The sequence below is a fragment of the Cellulomonas sp. 73-92 genome, from assembly GCF_001898175.1.
Taxonomy (GTDB): domain Bacteria; phylum Actinomycetota; class Actinomycetes; order Actinomycetales; family Cellulomonadaceae; genus Cellulomonas.
In genome coordinates this window covers 334,082-350,951 of record NZ_MKTH01000013.1, presented here as the reverse complement: position 1 = coordinate 350,951, position 16,870 = coordinate 334,082, and the positions used below count along the sequence as shown (strand labels likewise).

General features: G+C 73.1%; 13 protein-coding genes. 6 read left to right on the top strand and 7 right to left on the bottom strand.

Annotated features, from left to right (window positions below):
- Window positions 1-19 precede the first annotated feature (19 nt).
- The 6 genes from yidC to BGO37_RS08250 all read left to right on the top strand — a co-directional run bounded on the left by yidC (window position 20) and on the right by BGO37_RS08250 (window position 7,282).
- Window positions 20-1,192 (top strand): membrane protein insertase YidC, encoded by a 1,173-nt coding sequence (gene yidC / locus BGO37_RS08275; protein WP_291753857.1) that lies wholly within the window; start codon window positions 20-22, stop codon window positions 1,190-1,192.
- A 17-nt stretch (window positions 1,193-1,209) separates the two neighbouring features.
- A complete protein-coding gene (locus tag BGO37_RS08270) occupies window positions 1,210-1,722 on the top strand; it encodes a R3H domain-containing nucleic acid-binding protein (protein ID WP_291753856.1) in 513 nt (170 codons plus the stop codon).
- A gap of 1,129 nt (window positions 1,723-2,851) precedes the next feature.
- Window positions 2,852-3,370 (top strand): tetratricopeptide repeat protein, encoded by a 519-nt coding sequence (locus BGO37_RS08265; protein WP_291753854.1) that lies wholly within the window; start codon window positions 2,852-2,854, stop codon window positions 3,368-3,370.
- Window positions 3,371-3,613: 243 nt separating this feature from the next.
- Window positions 3,614-4,312, top strand: a complete 699-nt coding sequence (gene rsmG, locus BGO37_RS08260; RefSeq protein ID WP_291753852.1) for a 16S rRNA (guanine(527)-N(7))-methyltransferase RsmG — start codon at window positions 3,614-3,616, stop codon at window positions 4,310-4,312.
- A 511-nt stretch (window positions 4,313-4,823) separates the two neighbouring features.
- The gene (locus BGO37_RS08255) at window positions 4,824-5,984 is read left to right on the top strand and encodes a ParA family protein (protein ID WP_291754559.1); all 1,161 of its coding nucleotides are present in this window, start codon (window positions 4,824-4,826) and stop codon (window positions 5,982-5,984) included.
- Complete coding sequence (locus tag BGO37_RS08250; RefSeq protein ID WP_291753850.1) at window positions 5,981-7,282, top strand: ParB/RepB/Spo0J family partition protein; 1,302 nt, start codon at window positions 5,981-5,983, stop codon at window positions 7,280-7,282. The genes BGO37_RS08255 and BGO37_RS08250 overlap by 4 nt, the downstream gene beginning before the upstream one ends.
- Window positions 7,283-7,637: 355 nt before the next feature.
- Here BGO37_RS08250 and BGO37_RS08245 read toward each other — a convergent pair whose 3' ends face one another.
- The 7 genes from BGO37_RS08245 to BGO37_RS08215 form a co-directional block, all read right to left on the bottom strand.
- A complete protein-coding gene (locus BGO37_RS08245; protein ID WP_291753848.1) occupies window positions 7,638-8,591 on the bottom strand; it encodes a D-alanine--D-alanine ligase in 954 nt (317 codons plus the stop codon).
- A gap of 133 nt (window positions 8,592-8,724) precedes the next feature.
- A complete protein-coding gene (locus BGO37_RS08240) occupies window positions 8,725-10,065 on the bottom strand; it encodes a PLP-dependent aminotransferase family protein (protein ID WP_291753846.1) in 1,341 nt (446 codons plus the stop codon).
- Between the two features lie 162 nt (window positions 10,066-10,227).
- The gene (gene trxA, locus BGO37_RS08235) at window positions 10,228-10,551 is read right to left on the bottom strand and encodes a thioredoxin (protein ID WP_367188093.1); all 324 of its coding nucleotides are present in this window, start codon (window positions 10,549-10,551) and stop codon (window positions 10,228-10,230) included.
- Window positions 10,552-10,553: 2 nt separating this feature from the next.
- Window positions 10,554-11,591 (bottom strand): thioredoxin-disulfide reductase, encoded by a 1,038-nt coding sequence (gene trxB / locus BGO37_RS08230; protein ID WP_291753844.1) that lies wholly within the window; start codon window positions 11,589-11,591, stop codon window positions 10,554-10,556.
- Between the two features lie 95 nt (window positions 11,592-11,686).
- Window positions 11,687-13,888 (bottom strand): hypothetical protein, encoded by a 2,202-nt coding sequence (locus tag BGO37_RS08225; protein WP_291753841.1) that lies wholly within the window; start codon window positions 13,886-13,888, stop codon window positions 11,687-11,689.
- A gap of 93 nt (window positions 13,889-13,981) precedes the next feature.
- On the bottom strand, window positions 13,982-16,279 hold the full coding sequence (locus tag BGO37_RS08220) for a DUF6049 family protein (protein ID WP_291753838.1): 2,298 nt from the start codon (window positions 16,277-16,279) through the stop codon (window positions 13,982-13,984).
- Entirely contained in the window at window positions 16,276-16,818 is a 543-nt protein-coding gene (locus BGO37_RS08215) for an NUDIX hydrolase (RefSeq protein WP_291753836.1), read from the bottom strand. The genes BGO37_RS08220 and BGO37_RS08215 overlap by 4 nt, the downstream gene beginning before the upstream one ends.
- Window positions 16,819-16,870: the final 52 nt, after the last annotated feature.

The following is a 16,870-nucleotide window of genomic DNA, read 5'->3' as shown; positions in this document are numbered from 1 at the left end:
ACCTAGGAGCTCTGCCCCGATGAGCTGGTTCGACAGCCTGCTGTGGCCGATCATGATCGCGGTCGCCTGGATCATGACGACCTTCCACTCGCTGTTCTCGGCGATCGGCCTCGATCCGGCCGGCGGCGCGGCGTGGGCGCTGTCGATCATCGGGCTCGTCATCGTCATGCGGATCGCGTTGATCCCGCTGTTCTTCCGCCAGATCAAGGCGTCCCGGGGGATGCAGCTGATCCAGCCGGAGCTGCAGGCGATCCAGAAGAAGTACAAGGGGAAGTCCGACCCCGCGTCCCGCGAGGCCATGAGCCGCGAGACGATGGAGCTGTACCGCAAGCACAACACGAACCCGTTCGCCTCGTGCCTACCGATCCTGCTGCAGTCCCCGATCTTTTTCGCCCTGTTCCGGGTGCTCAACAGCCTGACGCTCCTGTCGGAGGGCAAGTACGCCGGCGGGGCGAAGACCCACATCGGGACCCTGACACAGCAGCTCGCCGCTCAGGCGGAGAGCGCCACGGTCTTCGGCGCCCCGCTGTCCGGCTCGTTCATGCGCGCGGGCGGCAACGTGCACATCCAGATCGTGACGATCGTGCTGATCGTCGCTATGTCGGTGACCACGTTCACCACCCAGCGCCAGCTGACCATGAAGAACATGCCGAAGGCGGCGCTCGAGGGTCCGATCGCGCAGCAGCAGAAGGTGCTGCTCTACGTGATGCCGTTGATCTTCGCCTTCTCCGGCGTCAACTTCCCCATCGGCGTCCTCATCTACTGGACCGTGACGAACGTGTGGTCGATGGGCCAGCAGTTCTACACGATCCGGCGGATGCCAGCGCCTGGTTCGGAAGCCGAGCGGCTGTTCAAGGAGCGCCAGGCCAAGAAGGCGGCTCATCACGGGACCGAGGCGGTCGTGACCGACGAGAAGCCGACGATCGAGGAGCGGCCCCGGTCCGGTCAGCGGCAGCAGCCGGTGCGGAAGGATCGTCAGAAGCCTCGCCCGGGTGTGACCATGACCACGTCATCCTCGTCGGCCGACGACGAAGCTCCCGACCCGGTGGACGAGCCGGAGGAAGCCCCCGCACCGAGCGGTGCCGGCAAGAAGGCGTCCTCCGGCCGGGGTGGTGCCGGACAGCTGGAGATACCTCCGGCGAAGAAGAAGCGCAACGACCCGAGTGCCGGCGCAGCCGGCTCGACGAAGTGACGGGAGCGGACGAGACGATGAGCGCCACCACGCCGGAGGAATCCGGTGATGCTGCGGTGACGAGACGCCTGGAGGAGGAGGGCGAGATCGCCGCGGACTATCTCGAGGAGCTGATGGACATCGCCGACCTTGATGGGGACATCGAGATCGACGTCGACCACGGCCGGGCCGCGGTGGAGATCGTCTCGGAGAACCCGTCGGACCCTGCGCTGCGGCGCCTGGTGGGTCCCGAAGGTGAGACCCTCGAGGCTCTGCAGGAGCTGACGCGGCTCGCGGTCCAGGCGCGCACCGGGGATCGGAGCCGGCTCATGCTGGACGTCGCCGGCTACCGGTCGGGACGCAAGACCGAGCTGACGCGCGTCGCTGAGGACGCGATCGAGCAGGTGCGGTCGTCGGGTCGTCAGGTGGAGCTCGAGCCGATGAACCCGTTCGAGCGGAAGGTCGTGCACGACGCAGTAGCGGCGGCGGGCCTCGTGTCGGAGTCCGACGGGCAGGAGCCCTATCGGTACGTGGTCGTGCGGCCGGCCTGACGGACGTTTCACGTGAAACAGCGGGCCGCGGCGGTGGCCCGCCGTTTCTGTCTCGCCCAGGCACCAGCGACCGGCCGACAGGTTCGTGCGGTCATCGTGACGGCGGCGACGGCTGACCCTGTTTGAGTGGACGTCGTGCACGACGCGTCAGCGGCGGCAGGCCTTGTGCCGGAGTCCGGCGGCCAGGAGCCCCCCACCGGTATGTGGGGCGGCCGGCCAGACGGACGTTTCACGTGAAACGGAGGACCGCGGCGGTGGGTAGCCGTGCCTGTCGCACCCTGCGCCGGCGGCCAGCAGACGGGTTCGTGCGGTCACCCTGACCGACGGCGACGGCATGCTCGCTGTGCTGGGTTGAGATCGCGAGCCTGCGTGCGACGAGGCCCACGGTGGCGCACCGACCCGACCAGGCGGGGCTCAGGGGGCCCACGTGATCGCACTACTGCTTCGCCCGCTCAGCCAGGTGCTGGAGGAGTCGGTGTTGAGCGACGCCTCTCGCATCTGGCCGGTGGCCCGGACGGGCCGCCGGGCGGCGCGTCACGTGCTGTGGACTACGCCCGAGGGCCCGTCCCCTGTCGATGGACAGCCAGCATGACTCGCGGCCAAGACCTGTGGGCGGGAGTCCCGCGTTTGGCGGGCCGGTACCACCTCGGTTTCACGTGAAACGTTGCGGCGGGGTCCCATCCGGCAGGGGTGATCCATAGGGCCCTTCGTTGCGGCTTCGCCGGGGCGGTGACCGGGTGGACGCGAGCGCTGCCGGCACGCTTCACGTGAAACGTCGACCCGTTCGGCGCGGACCGTCTGATGGATGACGGGCCCGGACAGGAACAGCCCCGTCGCCAAAGCCACCGCGGAGTTCGGCGGGCTTGCTGGTGCACCCGTCCCGCGTGAGACGTCGCGCCGTCCCGCCGAGACCGTCCGATGGGTCTCCTTCGTCGCCGCTCTCCGAGGCGGCGGTGAGCTCAGGTGGAGTGGTGGTGGCCAGCGCCGGTGCAGCGAACGCCTCGTTGGCCGCGACCGCCACAACCGTTACCCCGGCGAGTGCTGCGCCCCCACCCTGCAACGGATCAGCGGCAGCTCCCGCGACTCGTCCCGGCGAAGGTCGTCGTCGCCGGTTTGTAGCATCGCATCCATGACGCTCACCCTGACCGCCGAGCTCGAGGCCGCGATCGCTGAGGGTTACGAGCGCCGCGACCCGAACAACATGGCACCGACGATCGCCTACTTCGAGGATCTCCTGAGGCAGCACCCGGGCAACCCGGTCCTGACTTACGAGGTCGCCGGCGCGTACGACACGGCCGGTCACGAATCCCAAGCGCGAGCTCGCTACGAGGAGGCGTTGCGTCTGGGACTGTCGGGGGAGAGCCTGCGTCGCTGCTCGTGTCAGTACGGCAGCACGCTGCGGTGGCTCGGCGAGTACGAGGCCTCACTTCAGGTACTCGACCGCGCCGCCCGCCAGTTCCCGACGTCCGAGTCCGTCGGGGTCTTCCGTGCTCTTACCCTCAACGAGGTCGGGCGTCAGGACGAGGCCGTGGCCGAGCTTCTGACCATCGTCACGAACCATGCCGAGGTCACCGATCTGGGCCGGTACGCGACCGGCCTCGCGGGCCTCGCGGAGTGGTACGCCCAAGGCCGTCCGACGGACCAGTAGCGGCCCCGAACCACCGCCCCCCGACTCGGATCAGCCTTCGGAGCACGGCCTGGTCGAACGGCTGGGCCCGGGCGTGTCGCCAGGTGGTGGCTCGCGTGCGGGACCAGGAGCGATGGAACGGCGTGGGCCCGATCTTCCCGAGCCTGTGGGCGGTGGCGCAGACGGACCGGCCGCGCCGGGTAGCGTGGGCGGACGTTGTCGGCGTGAGCGTGGGGTGCGGGTGTGAGCGGTACGGAGGCGGGGATGGCCCATGATGGACGGTCCACGGCCGAGTCCGCCGACATCGTGGAGACCCCGGACCCGCTCGACGGCGACCCCCGGGTACGGGAGTACTTCGGCCCCGCGTGGGCTGCGGTCCAGGGCTTCGCCGAGCTGCTCCGCGTACACGGCGTCGAGCGTGGTCTCCTCGGTCCCAACGAGGCAGGTCGCCTCTGGGAACGCCACCTGCTGAACTCCGCGGGAGTGGTGAACCTCCTCCCGCCCTCGGGCGCGCTGGTGGACCTAGGCAGTGGTGGTGGCCTGCCGGGCATCGTGGTGGCGGCGATGCGACCTGAGGCGCACGTGGTACTCCTGGAGCCGATGGAGCGGCGCGCCGATTGGCTGCGATTCGTCGTCGGCGAGCTGCTCCTCTCGAACGTGGAGGTCCTGCGCGGTCGCGCCGAGGATGTCGTCGGCGCCGTCCGCGCGGACGCCGTCACCGCACGCGCGGTCTCGGGGCTCGACAACCTGTATCGGTGGGCGGTGCCCCTCGTGCACCCCGGGGGAGGCCTGTTCGCGATCAAGGGCGCTCGGGCGAGCGACGAGGTGGCGGCAGCGGCGTCCGCGGCTCGACGCCGCGGGTGGGTCGACGTCGAGGTCAGGGAGATCCAGACCGTCGCAGGCGTCGAGCCGACACGGGTCGTGCGTGCGGTGCGGGTCGGGGGTGCGGCCGGTGTTCGGTAGAGGGAAGCGACGTGCGGCTCCGGTGCCCGCGGCCGTGTCGACGCTCAGCGTCACGGTCCCGAGCGACAGGGCGCCCGTGGAGGCGACCACCACGATCCCGACGCAGCTCGGCGAAGGCTCCGGCCAGGCGACCGACGTCCGGATCGAGGTGGGTGACGGCGAGCACCTTCGCGAGGGGGGCGTCGCGGTGCCGGCTCTGGGCAACCGCGACGTTTCACGTGAAACGTCGCCCGCGGTCCACGTCGCGGGAACCTCCCACACCGCAGCGCCCCGCCGCGGAGAAGAGATCCCGGCCGCTTCGGACGACAGCGACACTGACGGTCAAAGGGTGACAAATCGCCCGGCGCGGCTTACCGCAGCCGGCGTTTCACGTGAAACGCTTGCGCCGTCGATCGGAGACCCGGTCGACGTCACGTCAGCACCCGCGGCAGGGCCGGATGAGCCCGCCGCCAGCCGTCAGGCCGAAGGCGCCGGGCCGGACGTGGGACGAGCAGAGGGAACGGAAGCCGGCATGGGCATGGACGACACCGCCGTGGAACAGTCCGCGGGGTCGCCGAGCTGGGCGCGCGTCGACGCACCCGGCGATCCCGAGGAGCGGCGCCGCGCGGCGCTCGTGCAGAGCCTGCCGTCGGCGTCGGATGACACGCCCGTCCTGGCTGAGCTCCATCAGGATGCTCGCCGCCGCATCGAGCTCCGCGGTCGACGCTTTCCCAGGCCCGAGGTCACCAGGATCATCACCGTCGCGAACCAGAAGGGTGGCGTCGGCAAGACCACCACGACGGTCAACCTTGCGGCGGCACTCGCTCAGTCGGGTCTGACGGTGCTGGTGGTCGACAGCGACCCGCAGGGTAACGCGTCGACCGCGCTCGGCGTCGAGCATCGCGCGGGGACTCCCTCGATCTACGAGGTCCTCGTGGACAGCACGCCGCTGCACGGCGCGGTCCAGCAGAGCCCCGATGTGCCCGGCCTCTTCTGCGTACCCGCGACGATCGACCTGTCGGGCGCCGAGATCGAGCTCGTCTCGATGGTGGCGCGCGAGACACGCCTTCGCCACGCCCTCGAGCAGTACATGACATGGCGGTCGGAGCACGGGCTCGAACGCATCGACTACGTCCTCGTCGACTGCCCACCCAGCCTCGGCCTGCTCACCGTCAACGCGTTCGCCGCGGGGCGGGAGGTCTTCATCCCGATCCAGTGCGAGTACTACGCGCTTGAGGGGCTCAGCCAGCTCCTCAAGACGATCGAGCTGATCCAGGCCCACCTCAACCCCGGGCTTCACGTCTCCACGATCCTGCTGACGATGTACGACGGCCGGACGAACCTCGCGCAACAGGTGGCCGACGAGGTGCGCACCCACTTCCCGGACACCACCCTGCGCACCACGGTCCCACGGTCCGTGCGGATCTCGGAGGCACCGAGCTACGGGCAGACGGTCATGACGTACGACCCCGGCTCGTCCGGGGCGTTGGCCTACCTCGAGGCGGCACGCGAGCTCGCCGAGCGCGGCGCACGCCGTGCCGGCGGTGCGATCGACGGTGGAGCGACCGACCGGATGGCGTCCGGCCGCATGAACGGCGCGTCCACGCACGACGGGCGGCCGCCGATGCACAGCGAGGGCAACAGGCCGTCGACGATGGAGACCTGGCGTACTGCCGGCAAGGAGGAGCAGTGAGCGAGAAGCGGCGTGGACTCGGGCGCGGCCTCGGTGCGCTCATCCCGACGAGCGCGGACTCGACGCGAGAGCGGCCGGTGGACGTCTTCTTCCCCAGCACCCGCGGCGGCGACCAGGCCGCTACGGCCTTGGCCGTCGCCGAGCGCGACGGGCATGCCGACGCTCTGGCGGCCGACGGACAGGGCACGGTGGGCTTGAGCCCCGACGGCGCCGGCGTGGCCGGTCGTGACGCCCACACCAACGGCGTGGCGACCGACGGTCATGACGCGGCGGGCGCCGACGCCCGCACCAACGGGGGGGCGACCGACGCCCGCGGTGCGACCAGTCACGACGGGCACGCTGACGGCGTGGCGACCGATGACCTCGCGGCCGCGCTCAGCCCGACCATCGCCGCCTCCGCACCGGTCGACCACGGCACCGACCACGGAGGCGCGGCGTCGATCGACGGGGTCTTCGCCGACTCGTCGGACGACCTGCTGCCGGTTCCGGGGGCGTCCTTCGCCGAGATCCCGGTCGCCTCGATCCACCCGAACGCTCGGCAGCCACGGACCGTCTTCGACGAAGAGGCGCTCGACGAGCTGGTCGACTCGATCCGCGAGGTCGGCGTGCTCCAGCCGGTCGTGGTACGCCCCGCGGACGACGGCTACGAGCTGATCATGGGCGAGCGGCGGTGGCGGGCGACGCAGGCCGCAGGGCTCGAGACGATCCCGGCGATCATCCGGCAGACCGACGACGGCGACATGCTGCGCGACGCCCTCCTGGAGAACCTGCACCGCGCGCAGCTGAACCCGCTGGAGGAGGCGGCCGCGTACCAGCAGCTCCTCGACGACTTCGGCTGCACGCAGGAGGAGCTCGCTGGTCGCATCCACCGGTCCCGACCGCAGATCTCCAACACGCTCCGGCTCCTCAAGCTGCCGCCGTTGGTGCAGCGGCGGGTGGCCGCCGGCGTCCTCTCGGCGGGCCATGCCAGGGCGCTCCTCGGGCTCCCGGACGCGGCGGCGATGGAGCGCCTCGCCCAGCGCATCGTGGCCGAGGGTCTCTCCGTGCGCGCCGTCGAGGAGATCGTGACGCTCGGCGACGACTCCAAACCGGTACGGCGAGCGGTCCCGCGCGCGGGCGACCGGAACGAGGCGCTCGACGACCTGGCCTCCCGGCTGTCCGACAGGTTCGAGACCCGCGTCAAGGTGGCGCTCGGCAAGTCGAAGGGCCGGCTCACCGTCGAGTTCGCATCGGTGCAGGACCTCAACCGGATCCTCGGAGCCCTGGCCCCCGGCGACCCAGGCCTGTTCCACCGCTGACGTACACCCTGCTCGCTGTCGGACGTACATCCAGGACGTCGCCGCAGTTCAGGGGCCCGGTTGTGCCCGGACGACCGTCGGAGCGGCGCTCGCCGACGAGTAGTCCGCGCGGGCATCGCCAGGGAGACGACCACTGCTCCCACGGGTCCGCGCCCGCTGGGCGACGGCGCCGTGCGGAACGCAGCCGACCGGCGTGGCCACGTGCGGGGCACAACGGATGCACCACCCCGCGGGCCCGCCAATCCGGAGCGGACACAGGCCGGTGCGGACACAGGCCGGTGCGGACACAGGCCGGTGCGGAGACAGGCCGGTGCGGGCGGAAGCTGGTGCGGGCGGACGCTCGGCTGACGGGCTCTCAGGCGTCGAGCTCGGCGTCGACGAGCGCCCGGTACAGCGCGCCCAGGTCGTAGCCGGCGGCCTCCGCCGCCTGCGGCAGGAGCGAGGTCTCGGTCATCCCGGGCGCCACGTTGACCTCGAGGAACCAGGGTGTGCCGTCGGCATCGACGATGAGGTCGGTGCGCGAGAGGCGGGCGAGGCCCAGCGCGGCGTGGGCAGCCAGCGCGGCCCCCGCGACCCGGCCCGCGACCTCGTCGGACAGCCGTGCCGGCACGAAGTACTCGGTACGGCCGGGGTTGTAGCGGGCGTCGTAGTCGTACGGCCCGTCGGTGACGATCTCGACGGCCGGCAACGCGAACGGCCCAGAACCGGTGTCGAGCACCGAGACCGCCACCTCGGTCCCGGTGACGGCCCGCTCGACCAGCGCCACGTCGGAGTAGGCGAAGCACTCGACCATCGCGGCGGGAAGATCCTCGGGCGCGGTGACGAGGGTGACGCCGAGCGCGGAGCCGCCGCTGGACGGCTTGACGACGAGCGGCAGGCCGAGGTGCGCAACCATCGCGTCGAGGATCCGGTGCGCGCCGAGCTCACGGAACAGCGTCTGCGGCAGCGCCACGAACTCGGGGGTGGCGAGGCCGGCGCGCGCGACGACGGTCTTGGCGATCGGCTTGTCCCACGCGATGCGGCTCTGGCGCGCTCCCGTGCCGAGGACGCGGATGCCGAGGAGCGAGAGCACGTCGCGCACCGACCCGTCCTCGCCGGTGGCACCGTGGAGCAGCGGCCAGACGAGGTCCGGCCCCAGCTCCCGCAGCGAGGCGGCGAGGTCGGCGTCGACATCGTGGAGGACCACCTCGGCGCCCGTGGAGCGCAGTGCCTCGGCCACGCGGCGGCCGGACCGCAGCGAGACGTCGCGCTCGTGCGACAAGCCTCCGGCCAGGACGACGACGCGGGGTGCGGGGGTGGCGGCGGTCACGGGGCATCCTCCGAGGTAGGGTAGGACGAGGACGTCACGAGGCTACCGGCGCGCGGGGTGACGTTGGCGCACGGACGCCGTGGCTCACCCGCGACGCAGGGCGCCGGAGGGACGCCCGGCGTCGTCGCGTCGGTCAGGCCAGGTCGGGGCTGGGCGCCTGGACCTGCTCGGTGTCGGGATGGCCGGCGGTGCCGAACAGCTCGACGAGCTCGGCCTCGCCGGACACCACCGTGGCGAGCCGTCGCACACCTTCGCGGATCCGCTCGGGCGTCGGGTAGCAGAACGACAGCCGCATGTGATCGGCACCCTGACCGTCGAAGTAGAACGCCGTGCCGGGCACGTAGGCGACCCGGGCGGTCACCGCACGCGGCAGCATCTCCTTGGCGTCGAGGCCCTCGGGCAGCCGGACCCACGTGTAGAAGCCGCCGTCCGGGACGGTCCAGCTGCAGTCGGGCAGGTGCTCGGACAGGGCGCCCACCATGGCGTCGCGCCGCTCGCGGTACATCTCGCGGTACTGCTTGATCTGGCCGCGCCAGTCGCACGTGGCGAGGTAGGTCGAGATGGCGATCTGCGCGGCGTTCGAGGGGCAGAGGATGGCGGACTCGCTGGCGAGCACCAGCTTCTCGCGCACGGCGTGCGGCGCGACGACCCAGCCGACGCGGTAGCCGGGCGCGAACGTCTTGGAGAACGTGCCGAGGTAGAGCACCCCTTCGTCGTCCATCGAGCGCATGGCGGGCGTCGGGTCGCCGTCGAAGCCGAGCAGCCCGTAGGCGTTGTCCTCGACGACGAGCACGCCGTAGCGCCGGCAGATCTCGAGGATGCGCGGGCGGCGCTCGACCGAGAGGCTGACGCCCGCGGGGTTGTGGAAGTTGGGGATCGTGTACAGGAACTTGACGCGCCGACCGTCGGCCTTGAGGCGGGCGAGCGTCTGCTCCAGCGCCTCGGGGATGAGCCCCGACGCGTCGATCGGGACGTGGACCACGTCGGCCTGGTAGGCGCGGAAGACACCCAAGGCGCCGACGTAGGACGGCGCCTCGGCGACGACCACGTCACCGGGGTCGCAGAAGATGCGCGTGACGTAGTCGAGCGCCTGCTGAGAACCGGTGGTGACGACGACGTCGTCCGGGTGCGCACTGATCGCCTCGAGGGCCATCACGTCGAGGATCTGCTCCCGCAGCGTCTCGTCGCCCTGCCCCGAGCCGTACTGCAGCGCCTGCAGCCCGCGCTTGGCCACGACGTCCGCCGCGAGGCGGGAGAGGGTGTCCAAGGGGAGCCCGTCGAGGAAGGGCATCCCACCGGCGAGCGAGACGACCTCGGGCCGGTTGGCCACCGCGAAGAGCGCGCGGATCTCGGAGGCCTTCATGCCGTGGGTGCGCTCGGCGTAGGAGCCGAGCCACGGGTCGAGCCGGGTGCCTGCGGCGGCGGACGGGGGCTGGCCCACCGTCACGCGGTCGGGCCCGGGCTGGGGAGTCATGACGTCAGTGTTTCACGCCCGAAGGACCGATCGATCCAACGCGGATTCCGCGGCAGTTCGGCGAAGAACCGGCGCGCAGGACGGCGCGAGTCCGACGAATCTTCGAACCACTCGTCGCGATCGCCCGCAGGGTGAGACGGGCGACCTCGAACGGCGCTCCGGTCAGGCGACCAGCATCGCCTCGACGCGCTCGACCAGCATCGACTTCGGGCGCGCGCCGTACAGCACCTCCGACAGCTCGCCGCCCGCGTAGAACTGCAGCGTCGGCAGCGACACGATGCCGAACCGCTCGACGAGCCCCGGGTTCTCGTCGGCGTTCACGGCGACGAAGGCCACCCGGCCGGCATAGGTGCCGGCGAGCTCGTCCAGCACGGGGTTGAGGACACGGCACGGGCCGCACCACGGGGCCCAGAAGTCGACGACGACCGGCACGGGCGAGGCGAGCACCTCGGCGTCGAAGGTCGCGTCGCTGACCTCGCGGGACACGGTCAGGCGCCCGCCTCGACCGAGAGCGCCGCGACGTCGGCCGCCACGGCGGCCGCGGACGACACGTGCGCCACCGCGGCCTCGTCGTCCACGAGCGGGGGCAGGGCCGCCAGGAAGTGCTGCGCGTCGAGCGCGGCCGAGCAGCCGGAACCGGCCGCCGTGACGGCCTGCCGGTAGACGTGGTCGACGGCGTCGCCGCAGGCGAACACGCCCGGCAGGTTGGTGGCCGTGGTACGGCCCTGGACGACGATGTAGCCCGCGTCGTCGAGGTCGACCTGGCCCCTGACCAGCTCGGTGCGCGGCTCGTGCCCGATCGCGACGAAGAGGCCGCCCGCGGGCAGCTCCCGCGTCTCGCCGGTGACGGTGTCGCGCAGCGTGACGCCGGTGACCTTGGTGTCACCGGAGATGCCGACGACCTCGGAGTTCCACGCGAAGCGGATCTTGGGGTCGTTCATCGCGCGGTCCGCCATGATCTTCGAGGCCCGCAGCTGGTCGCGGCGGTGCACCATCGTCACGGTGCGGCCGAACCGCGTGAGGAAGGTGGCCTCCTCGACGGCGGAGTCGCCGCCGCCGACCACGACGATGTCCTGGTCGCGGAAGAAGAAGCCGTCGCACGTCGCGCACCACGAGACGCCGCGACCCGACAGGCGCTTCTCGTCGGGCAGCCCGAGCTCGCGGTAGGCGGAGCCGGTGGCGAGGATGACGGCGCGCGCGCGGTAGGTCTCGCCACCGCCGGTGACGATCGTCTTGACCGGGCCCGCGAGGTCGAGCTGCGTGGCGTCGTCCCAGACCACCTCGGCGCCGAACCGCTCGGCCTGCTTCTGCATCTGCTCCATGAGCTCGGGGCCGAGGATGCCCTCGGGGAAGCCCGGGAAGTTCTCGACGTCGGTGGTGTTCATCAGCGCACCGCCGGCCGTGACGGAGCCCGCGAGCACCACGGGCTGCAGGCCCGCGCGCGCCGCGTAGATCGCGGCGGTGTACCCGGCGGGACCGGAACCGACGACGACGACGTCACGGACGGGGCTGACGTTCTCGGTCACAACAAGTCCTCACAGGGTTCGGGAAAGTGCTCTGCGTGCAACCGATCGTAGGTGGGGTTCTGTTCCCCGCGGACGTTCGAGCCGACCGTGCGGCCTCAGCCGAGCTGGATCTCGGTGAGCTCGATGCGGAAGGACCCGTCGGCCGTGGTGGGCAGCTGCGTGAACCAGATGACGAGCGACGACGTGGTCTGCACCGGGTCCAGCGTGAACACGGCGTCGGGGGACATCGGGCCCGAGGCCAGCTTGGTGCCGCCGGTGGGCTGGGTCGCGTCCCCGGTGCGGATCTCCACGTTGCCACCCGTGCCGTTGACGTGCAGCGTCACCGTGCGGACCGTCGCGGGCCGGGCGAGCTGCAGCTGCAGGCCGAGGGCCGGCTTGAACCCGGCGAAGTCGTTGCGCTTGTACGTGAACGACATCCAGTAGGTCGACGGGTCGCCGTCGAAGGCGCGGCCGACGAGTTCCTGGTGGTCGCCGGCACCACCGGTCGGGTCGATCGACGTGATGCTGGCGATGACGCCGGGTGCGGTCGACGTCGTGGTGGTGGCGGTCGGCGTGGCCGAGGGCTGCGGGCTCGTCGGCCCGCCGCTGGGGCTCTGCTGGCCGGTGTGCGTGGCGGCGCCCGGGGCGAGCGCCACGTCGTGCCCGGCGAACAAGGCCTTCGCCGCGAACGCGATCGCGACGACGACCAGCACCGCGACGATCGCGATGGCGATGCCCATGCCGGTGCGGCGCGGCGGACCGTCGTCCAGCTGACCGAAGTCGAACGGTGTGGGGCCCTGCGGTGGCGTCTGCGACGGGCCCGTCGGGGGGAGCGCCGGGGGACCGCCGTGTGCCGCGGGCCCCGGCCCGGGCGCACCCGCGGGGCCCGCGGGCGCGGCGCTCGCGAACGCGCTGCCGGTGGCACGGCCCGAGGACGGCATCGGGCCGGACGACGTCACCGGCGGGGCGGCGGCGGGGCCGGGCGGTACCGGGGCGACCCCACCGGGAGCGCCCTGCGGCGACGACGAACCGACGGAGGTCGCCGGCAGGGACACGGTGCGCATCGCTCCCGTCGGCCGACGCACCGGTACGGAAGGGGTCGACGACGCGGCGTGATCGGCCTGCGACGTCGGGCCGCCGGTCGCGGGTGAGGCGGGCGCAGGCGTGCCGGTGGCCGGTGAGGCGGGTCCAGACCCCTCCGTCACCGCCGGGCCGGCCGGGGACACCGGCGCAGGTGCGGTTGCGTCGTCCACCGCAGCGCCGGCCGGGGATGCCGGCGTCCCCGCGGGGCTCGGCGCGGACCAGTCGTACGGTGCGGCGTCGCCGGGACCCGGCGCGTCGCCGGCCGCAGCGGCGAACGCGAAGGGCACGCCCATCGGCGGCGTGATGGCATCCCGGCTGGAGGGTGCCGGCGACGGCGTCCCGGGCGGGGGGGTCGACGGCGGGGGGAACGCCGTGCGCACGGACTGGCGCACCACCTGGCCGGGCACCGTCGTGGGCTCGACCGGGTCGGCCACGACGGGCGGGAAGAAGGGCCTCGGCTTCGGCTGGACGCGGATCTCGCCCCACGGCTCCAGCTCGCGGACGAGGTCGGCGGGACTGAGGGGACCGTCGTCGTCCCGGCCCAACGTCACGGTGCACAGCGTGTTGAGGTCGCCCGGCACGCCCGCCACGAGGTCGCCCGGCGGGACCGGTGCACCCTCCACGGCCGGCGCCGTGGGCAGGCCGTCGGCCGTCTCGCCCGGCCCCGGCCAGTGCCCGGTCAGCGCGGTGTAGACGAGACGCACGAGGTCGGTGGCGTCGGTGCGGCTCGTGGTGCGCGCGTCCCCGCCGGGCCGGCCCAGCAGCACGGCATCGAGCGCCGTCCCGGTGACGAGCACGCGACCGTCGTCGGACACCGCGACGGCGGACGGCCGCAGCGCGAGGTGGTGGACGCCCCGCCGGCGGGCCACCTCGAGGGCGGCGGCCGCCTCGCCGACGATCGCGCGCGCCTGGTCGGGCGAGAGCGGCTCGCGCCCGACGAGCAGCGCGAGGGTGGGGCCCGGGACGAGCTCGGTGATGACGTAGCCGGCGCCTTCGTCGGACCCGACGTCCAGCACGCGGACGAGCCGCGGGTCGGTGACCAGCGCCGCACGCCGCGCCGCGTCGAGCGCCGGACCGGCGCCGGCGACAGGGAACGCCCGCACGACGACGGGCCGGCCGAGGATCTGGTCGGTCGCCCGCCACTCCGTGGTGCCGGGCAGGTCGCAGGGGCGCGGATCGGTCAGCTCGTAGCGTCCCGAGAGCACCGTGCCGCGGCCGATGACGCCGTCCACCATGCCTCCTCGTCCGAGCGGACCCACCTGACCGGACATGCTAGCGACGCGCCCTGGGCCGGTCGGCCGGGCGGGACCGGCTGCGTCAGTCTGCCGTCAGGCGCCGGCGTCCGGCTCGGGCGCCGCTTCGACGGCTCGATCAGCCACGGGCTCGTCGCGCGCCGTGTCGTGCGGTTCGACCGCGGGCTCGCCGTGAGCGGCGCCGGCAGCGTCTGCGGTGTCTTCGTGCACGTCGCCGGGCGGGTGGGACGCCGCGTCGTCGTGCCCCGTGCCGTCGGGTGCGGCGGAGGCTTCGTCGTGCGCCTCGTCGTCCGGGTCCGCCTCGGGCGACAGGCGGTTGCCCCGGCGGCTGGACTGGCCGCGCCGCGCCGTGCGGATGATGCCGAGCACCAGGCCGATGGCCAGCAGCACCCCGACGACGACCGTGAAGACGTTCTCGATGGTCGGGGCGACACGGGCGGCGAAGCCGATGGCGCCGCTGACCGCGGTGCCATCGTTGCCGACGAGCGTCGCGTCGACCGTCACGTCGCAGTTGGCGATGGCCTCGAGGTCCACGACGACCGCCGTGTCCGTCCCGGCCGGCGCGGTGACGGGGTCGCTGCGCACCGAGCGCAGGCACGCCTTGTGGGGATCGACCGCCACCGACACGGTGGCGGGCACGCTCAGGGAGTTGTGCACGACGAACCGCACGGGCGCGCTCGCGCTGATGATGCTGAGGCTCGGCGGGCCCGTGAGGGACAGACCGGTGCGGGTGGCCGTGGTCCCCGCGAGCGCCTTCTTGACGAGGACGTCGCGTCCCGCGGTGTCCGCACGCCACGCGACGCCGAGAGGGGCCAGCACCGTCTGGTCCAAGCCGGCGGTCAGCGGGCCGCCGTCGCCGATCGCGTGCGCGAACGCGGTCGTGGCCGAGCGGGCGTCGGCCAGCGCGCGGACGTCGCCCGGCGACAGCTCGGACGGGTCGACGGCGCTCGCCGGCAGGGTCGCGCGCGCGGTGCCCTGGTCCTCGGCGCCGAGGAGCGCGCTCACGGGAACGAGCCGGCTCCAGGGCGAGGTGTGCAGGGCGTCAAGCAGAGCGGTTGCGAGCGTCGCGTCGGGAGTCCAGCCGCGGCCGGGGGCGATGAGCACGTCGTGGGGTCGGGCGCTGCCGTCGTGGGCGAGGACGGCCAGCTCGGCGAGCAGGCGCTGCACGGTGGTCGCGGTGGTGGCGCCCGGTTGGACGTCGTCCGGCGCGGCAAGCAGGTCGGTGAGGAGGCCGTCCGGGACCAGGGCCGCCAGCGTCCCGTGGCCGGCGTCGAGGGTGGTCAGCGCCGTGGCGGCGCCGGTGGTGGGCTGCAGCGTCGTCGTGCCGACGACGATCGCCCGCGCGCCCGCGGCGGCGACCATGTCCACCGTCTGCTTGTCGAGCGTCCCGTCCGGCGCCCAGACCACGTCCGTCCGGGCGTTGACCCCGGCGAGCGGAGACGACGCCGCCAGCGACATCGCCGCCGTGAGGAGCCCGGGCCGGCCGGCGTGGGCCACCGCACCCAGGTCGGTGTCCCCCCACGGCAGCGCGAGCGCGTCGCGCCGCGCCAGGGCCGCGGTGAGCCGCTGCGACCAGGCCGTGGCGTTCGGCCCGCCGGTGGAGGCGGCCGTCAGGAGGGCGGGGTCGACCGCCATCTCGACGTCGGGCTCGGCGGTCGCCAGGGCGGCGAGCGCGTCGAGCCGGCCGCCCTGCGCGGTGGCCTGCTCGAGCGCGGCGGCCCCGCTCGACGTGGCGGTCACCGGTGCCAGGACGGCGACCTGCACCTGCGGCACCACCTGGTTGAGCATCCACAGGACGAACGTGCGCTGGATGCCCAGCTGGGTGCCGCCCGACGAGAGCGCCTCGACCGCCAGCCCTCGGGGACCCCAGTTGCCCGCGAGGGTGGACAGCCGCACGAGCGCGGCCGGCAGCGTCAGCTGGACGGTCACCTGCCCGCCGGCGGGGATCGACACAGGGTCGGCGTTGAGGACGCGCGTGCCGACGGCGCCGCTGGAGCCGGTGGCCCAGCCGTCGAGCTCGTTGCGCGACAACGGGCGGAAGCGGTTGAGGCGTAGGTCGGCGACGACGTTGGTGAGGTCGGCCGACGTGCGGTTGACGAGCGTGGCGGTCACCGTGAGGTCCTGGCCCGGCTGCAGCACGGTCGGCGTGACGGAGGTGATCTGGACCGTCACCGCCGAAGGGGCCGCCACCGCGGTCGGGGCCAGCACCGCGGTCGGGGTGGCGGCCGGCGCCCCGGCCGCGCGCGGCGAGGCGGCCGCAGCGCTCGTCGGGCCGCCCGGTGCGCCCACCGGCAGCACCGCCGCGAGCAGGGGTGTGGCCACCGTGGCCACCGCCAGCACAGCCGCGGCCAGCCGGCGCCGCAGCGCGGTCACGGGGACTCGGTCAGCGCCGCGTGAGCCGTCTCGGCGAGGCGTCGCTCGTTGGGGTACGCCAACCGCTCCGGCAGCGCGAGCACCGGCACCCACTCGACGTCCTCCACCTCACCGTCCGGGTCCCCGGCGACGGAGAGCTCCCCGTCCACGGCGCCGAGCAGGAAGTGGTGCACCACCTTGTGCACGCGGCGGTCCTCGCCGCTGAACCAGTAGTCGATGACGCCGAGCCGGCGCAGCACCCGTCCCCGGATCCCGGTCTCCTCGGCGATCTCGCGGACCGCGGCCTGCTCCGGCGTCTCGTCGCCCTCGAGGTGCCCCTTGGGCAGGCACCACTCGAGGCGGCCGGCCCGGTTGCGGCGGGCGATGACGGCGGCGACGTGGACCCCGCCCTGCAGGGTGACGACGAGCCCGCCGGCCGACGTCTCGTCGACGATCGGAAGGGTGGTGGTGGGGATCGGCGGCTCGGCCGGGGCGATCCGCAGGCGGTGTCCGCCGGGCGGCGCGGGTACCCGCTCCGGGCCGTTGTCACCGCTGGGCATGCCGACACTGTAACGAGTCGCATGACTCGCTCCGGACCCCCGCGTGTCTGGC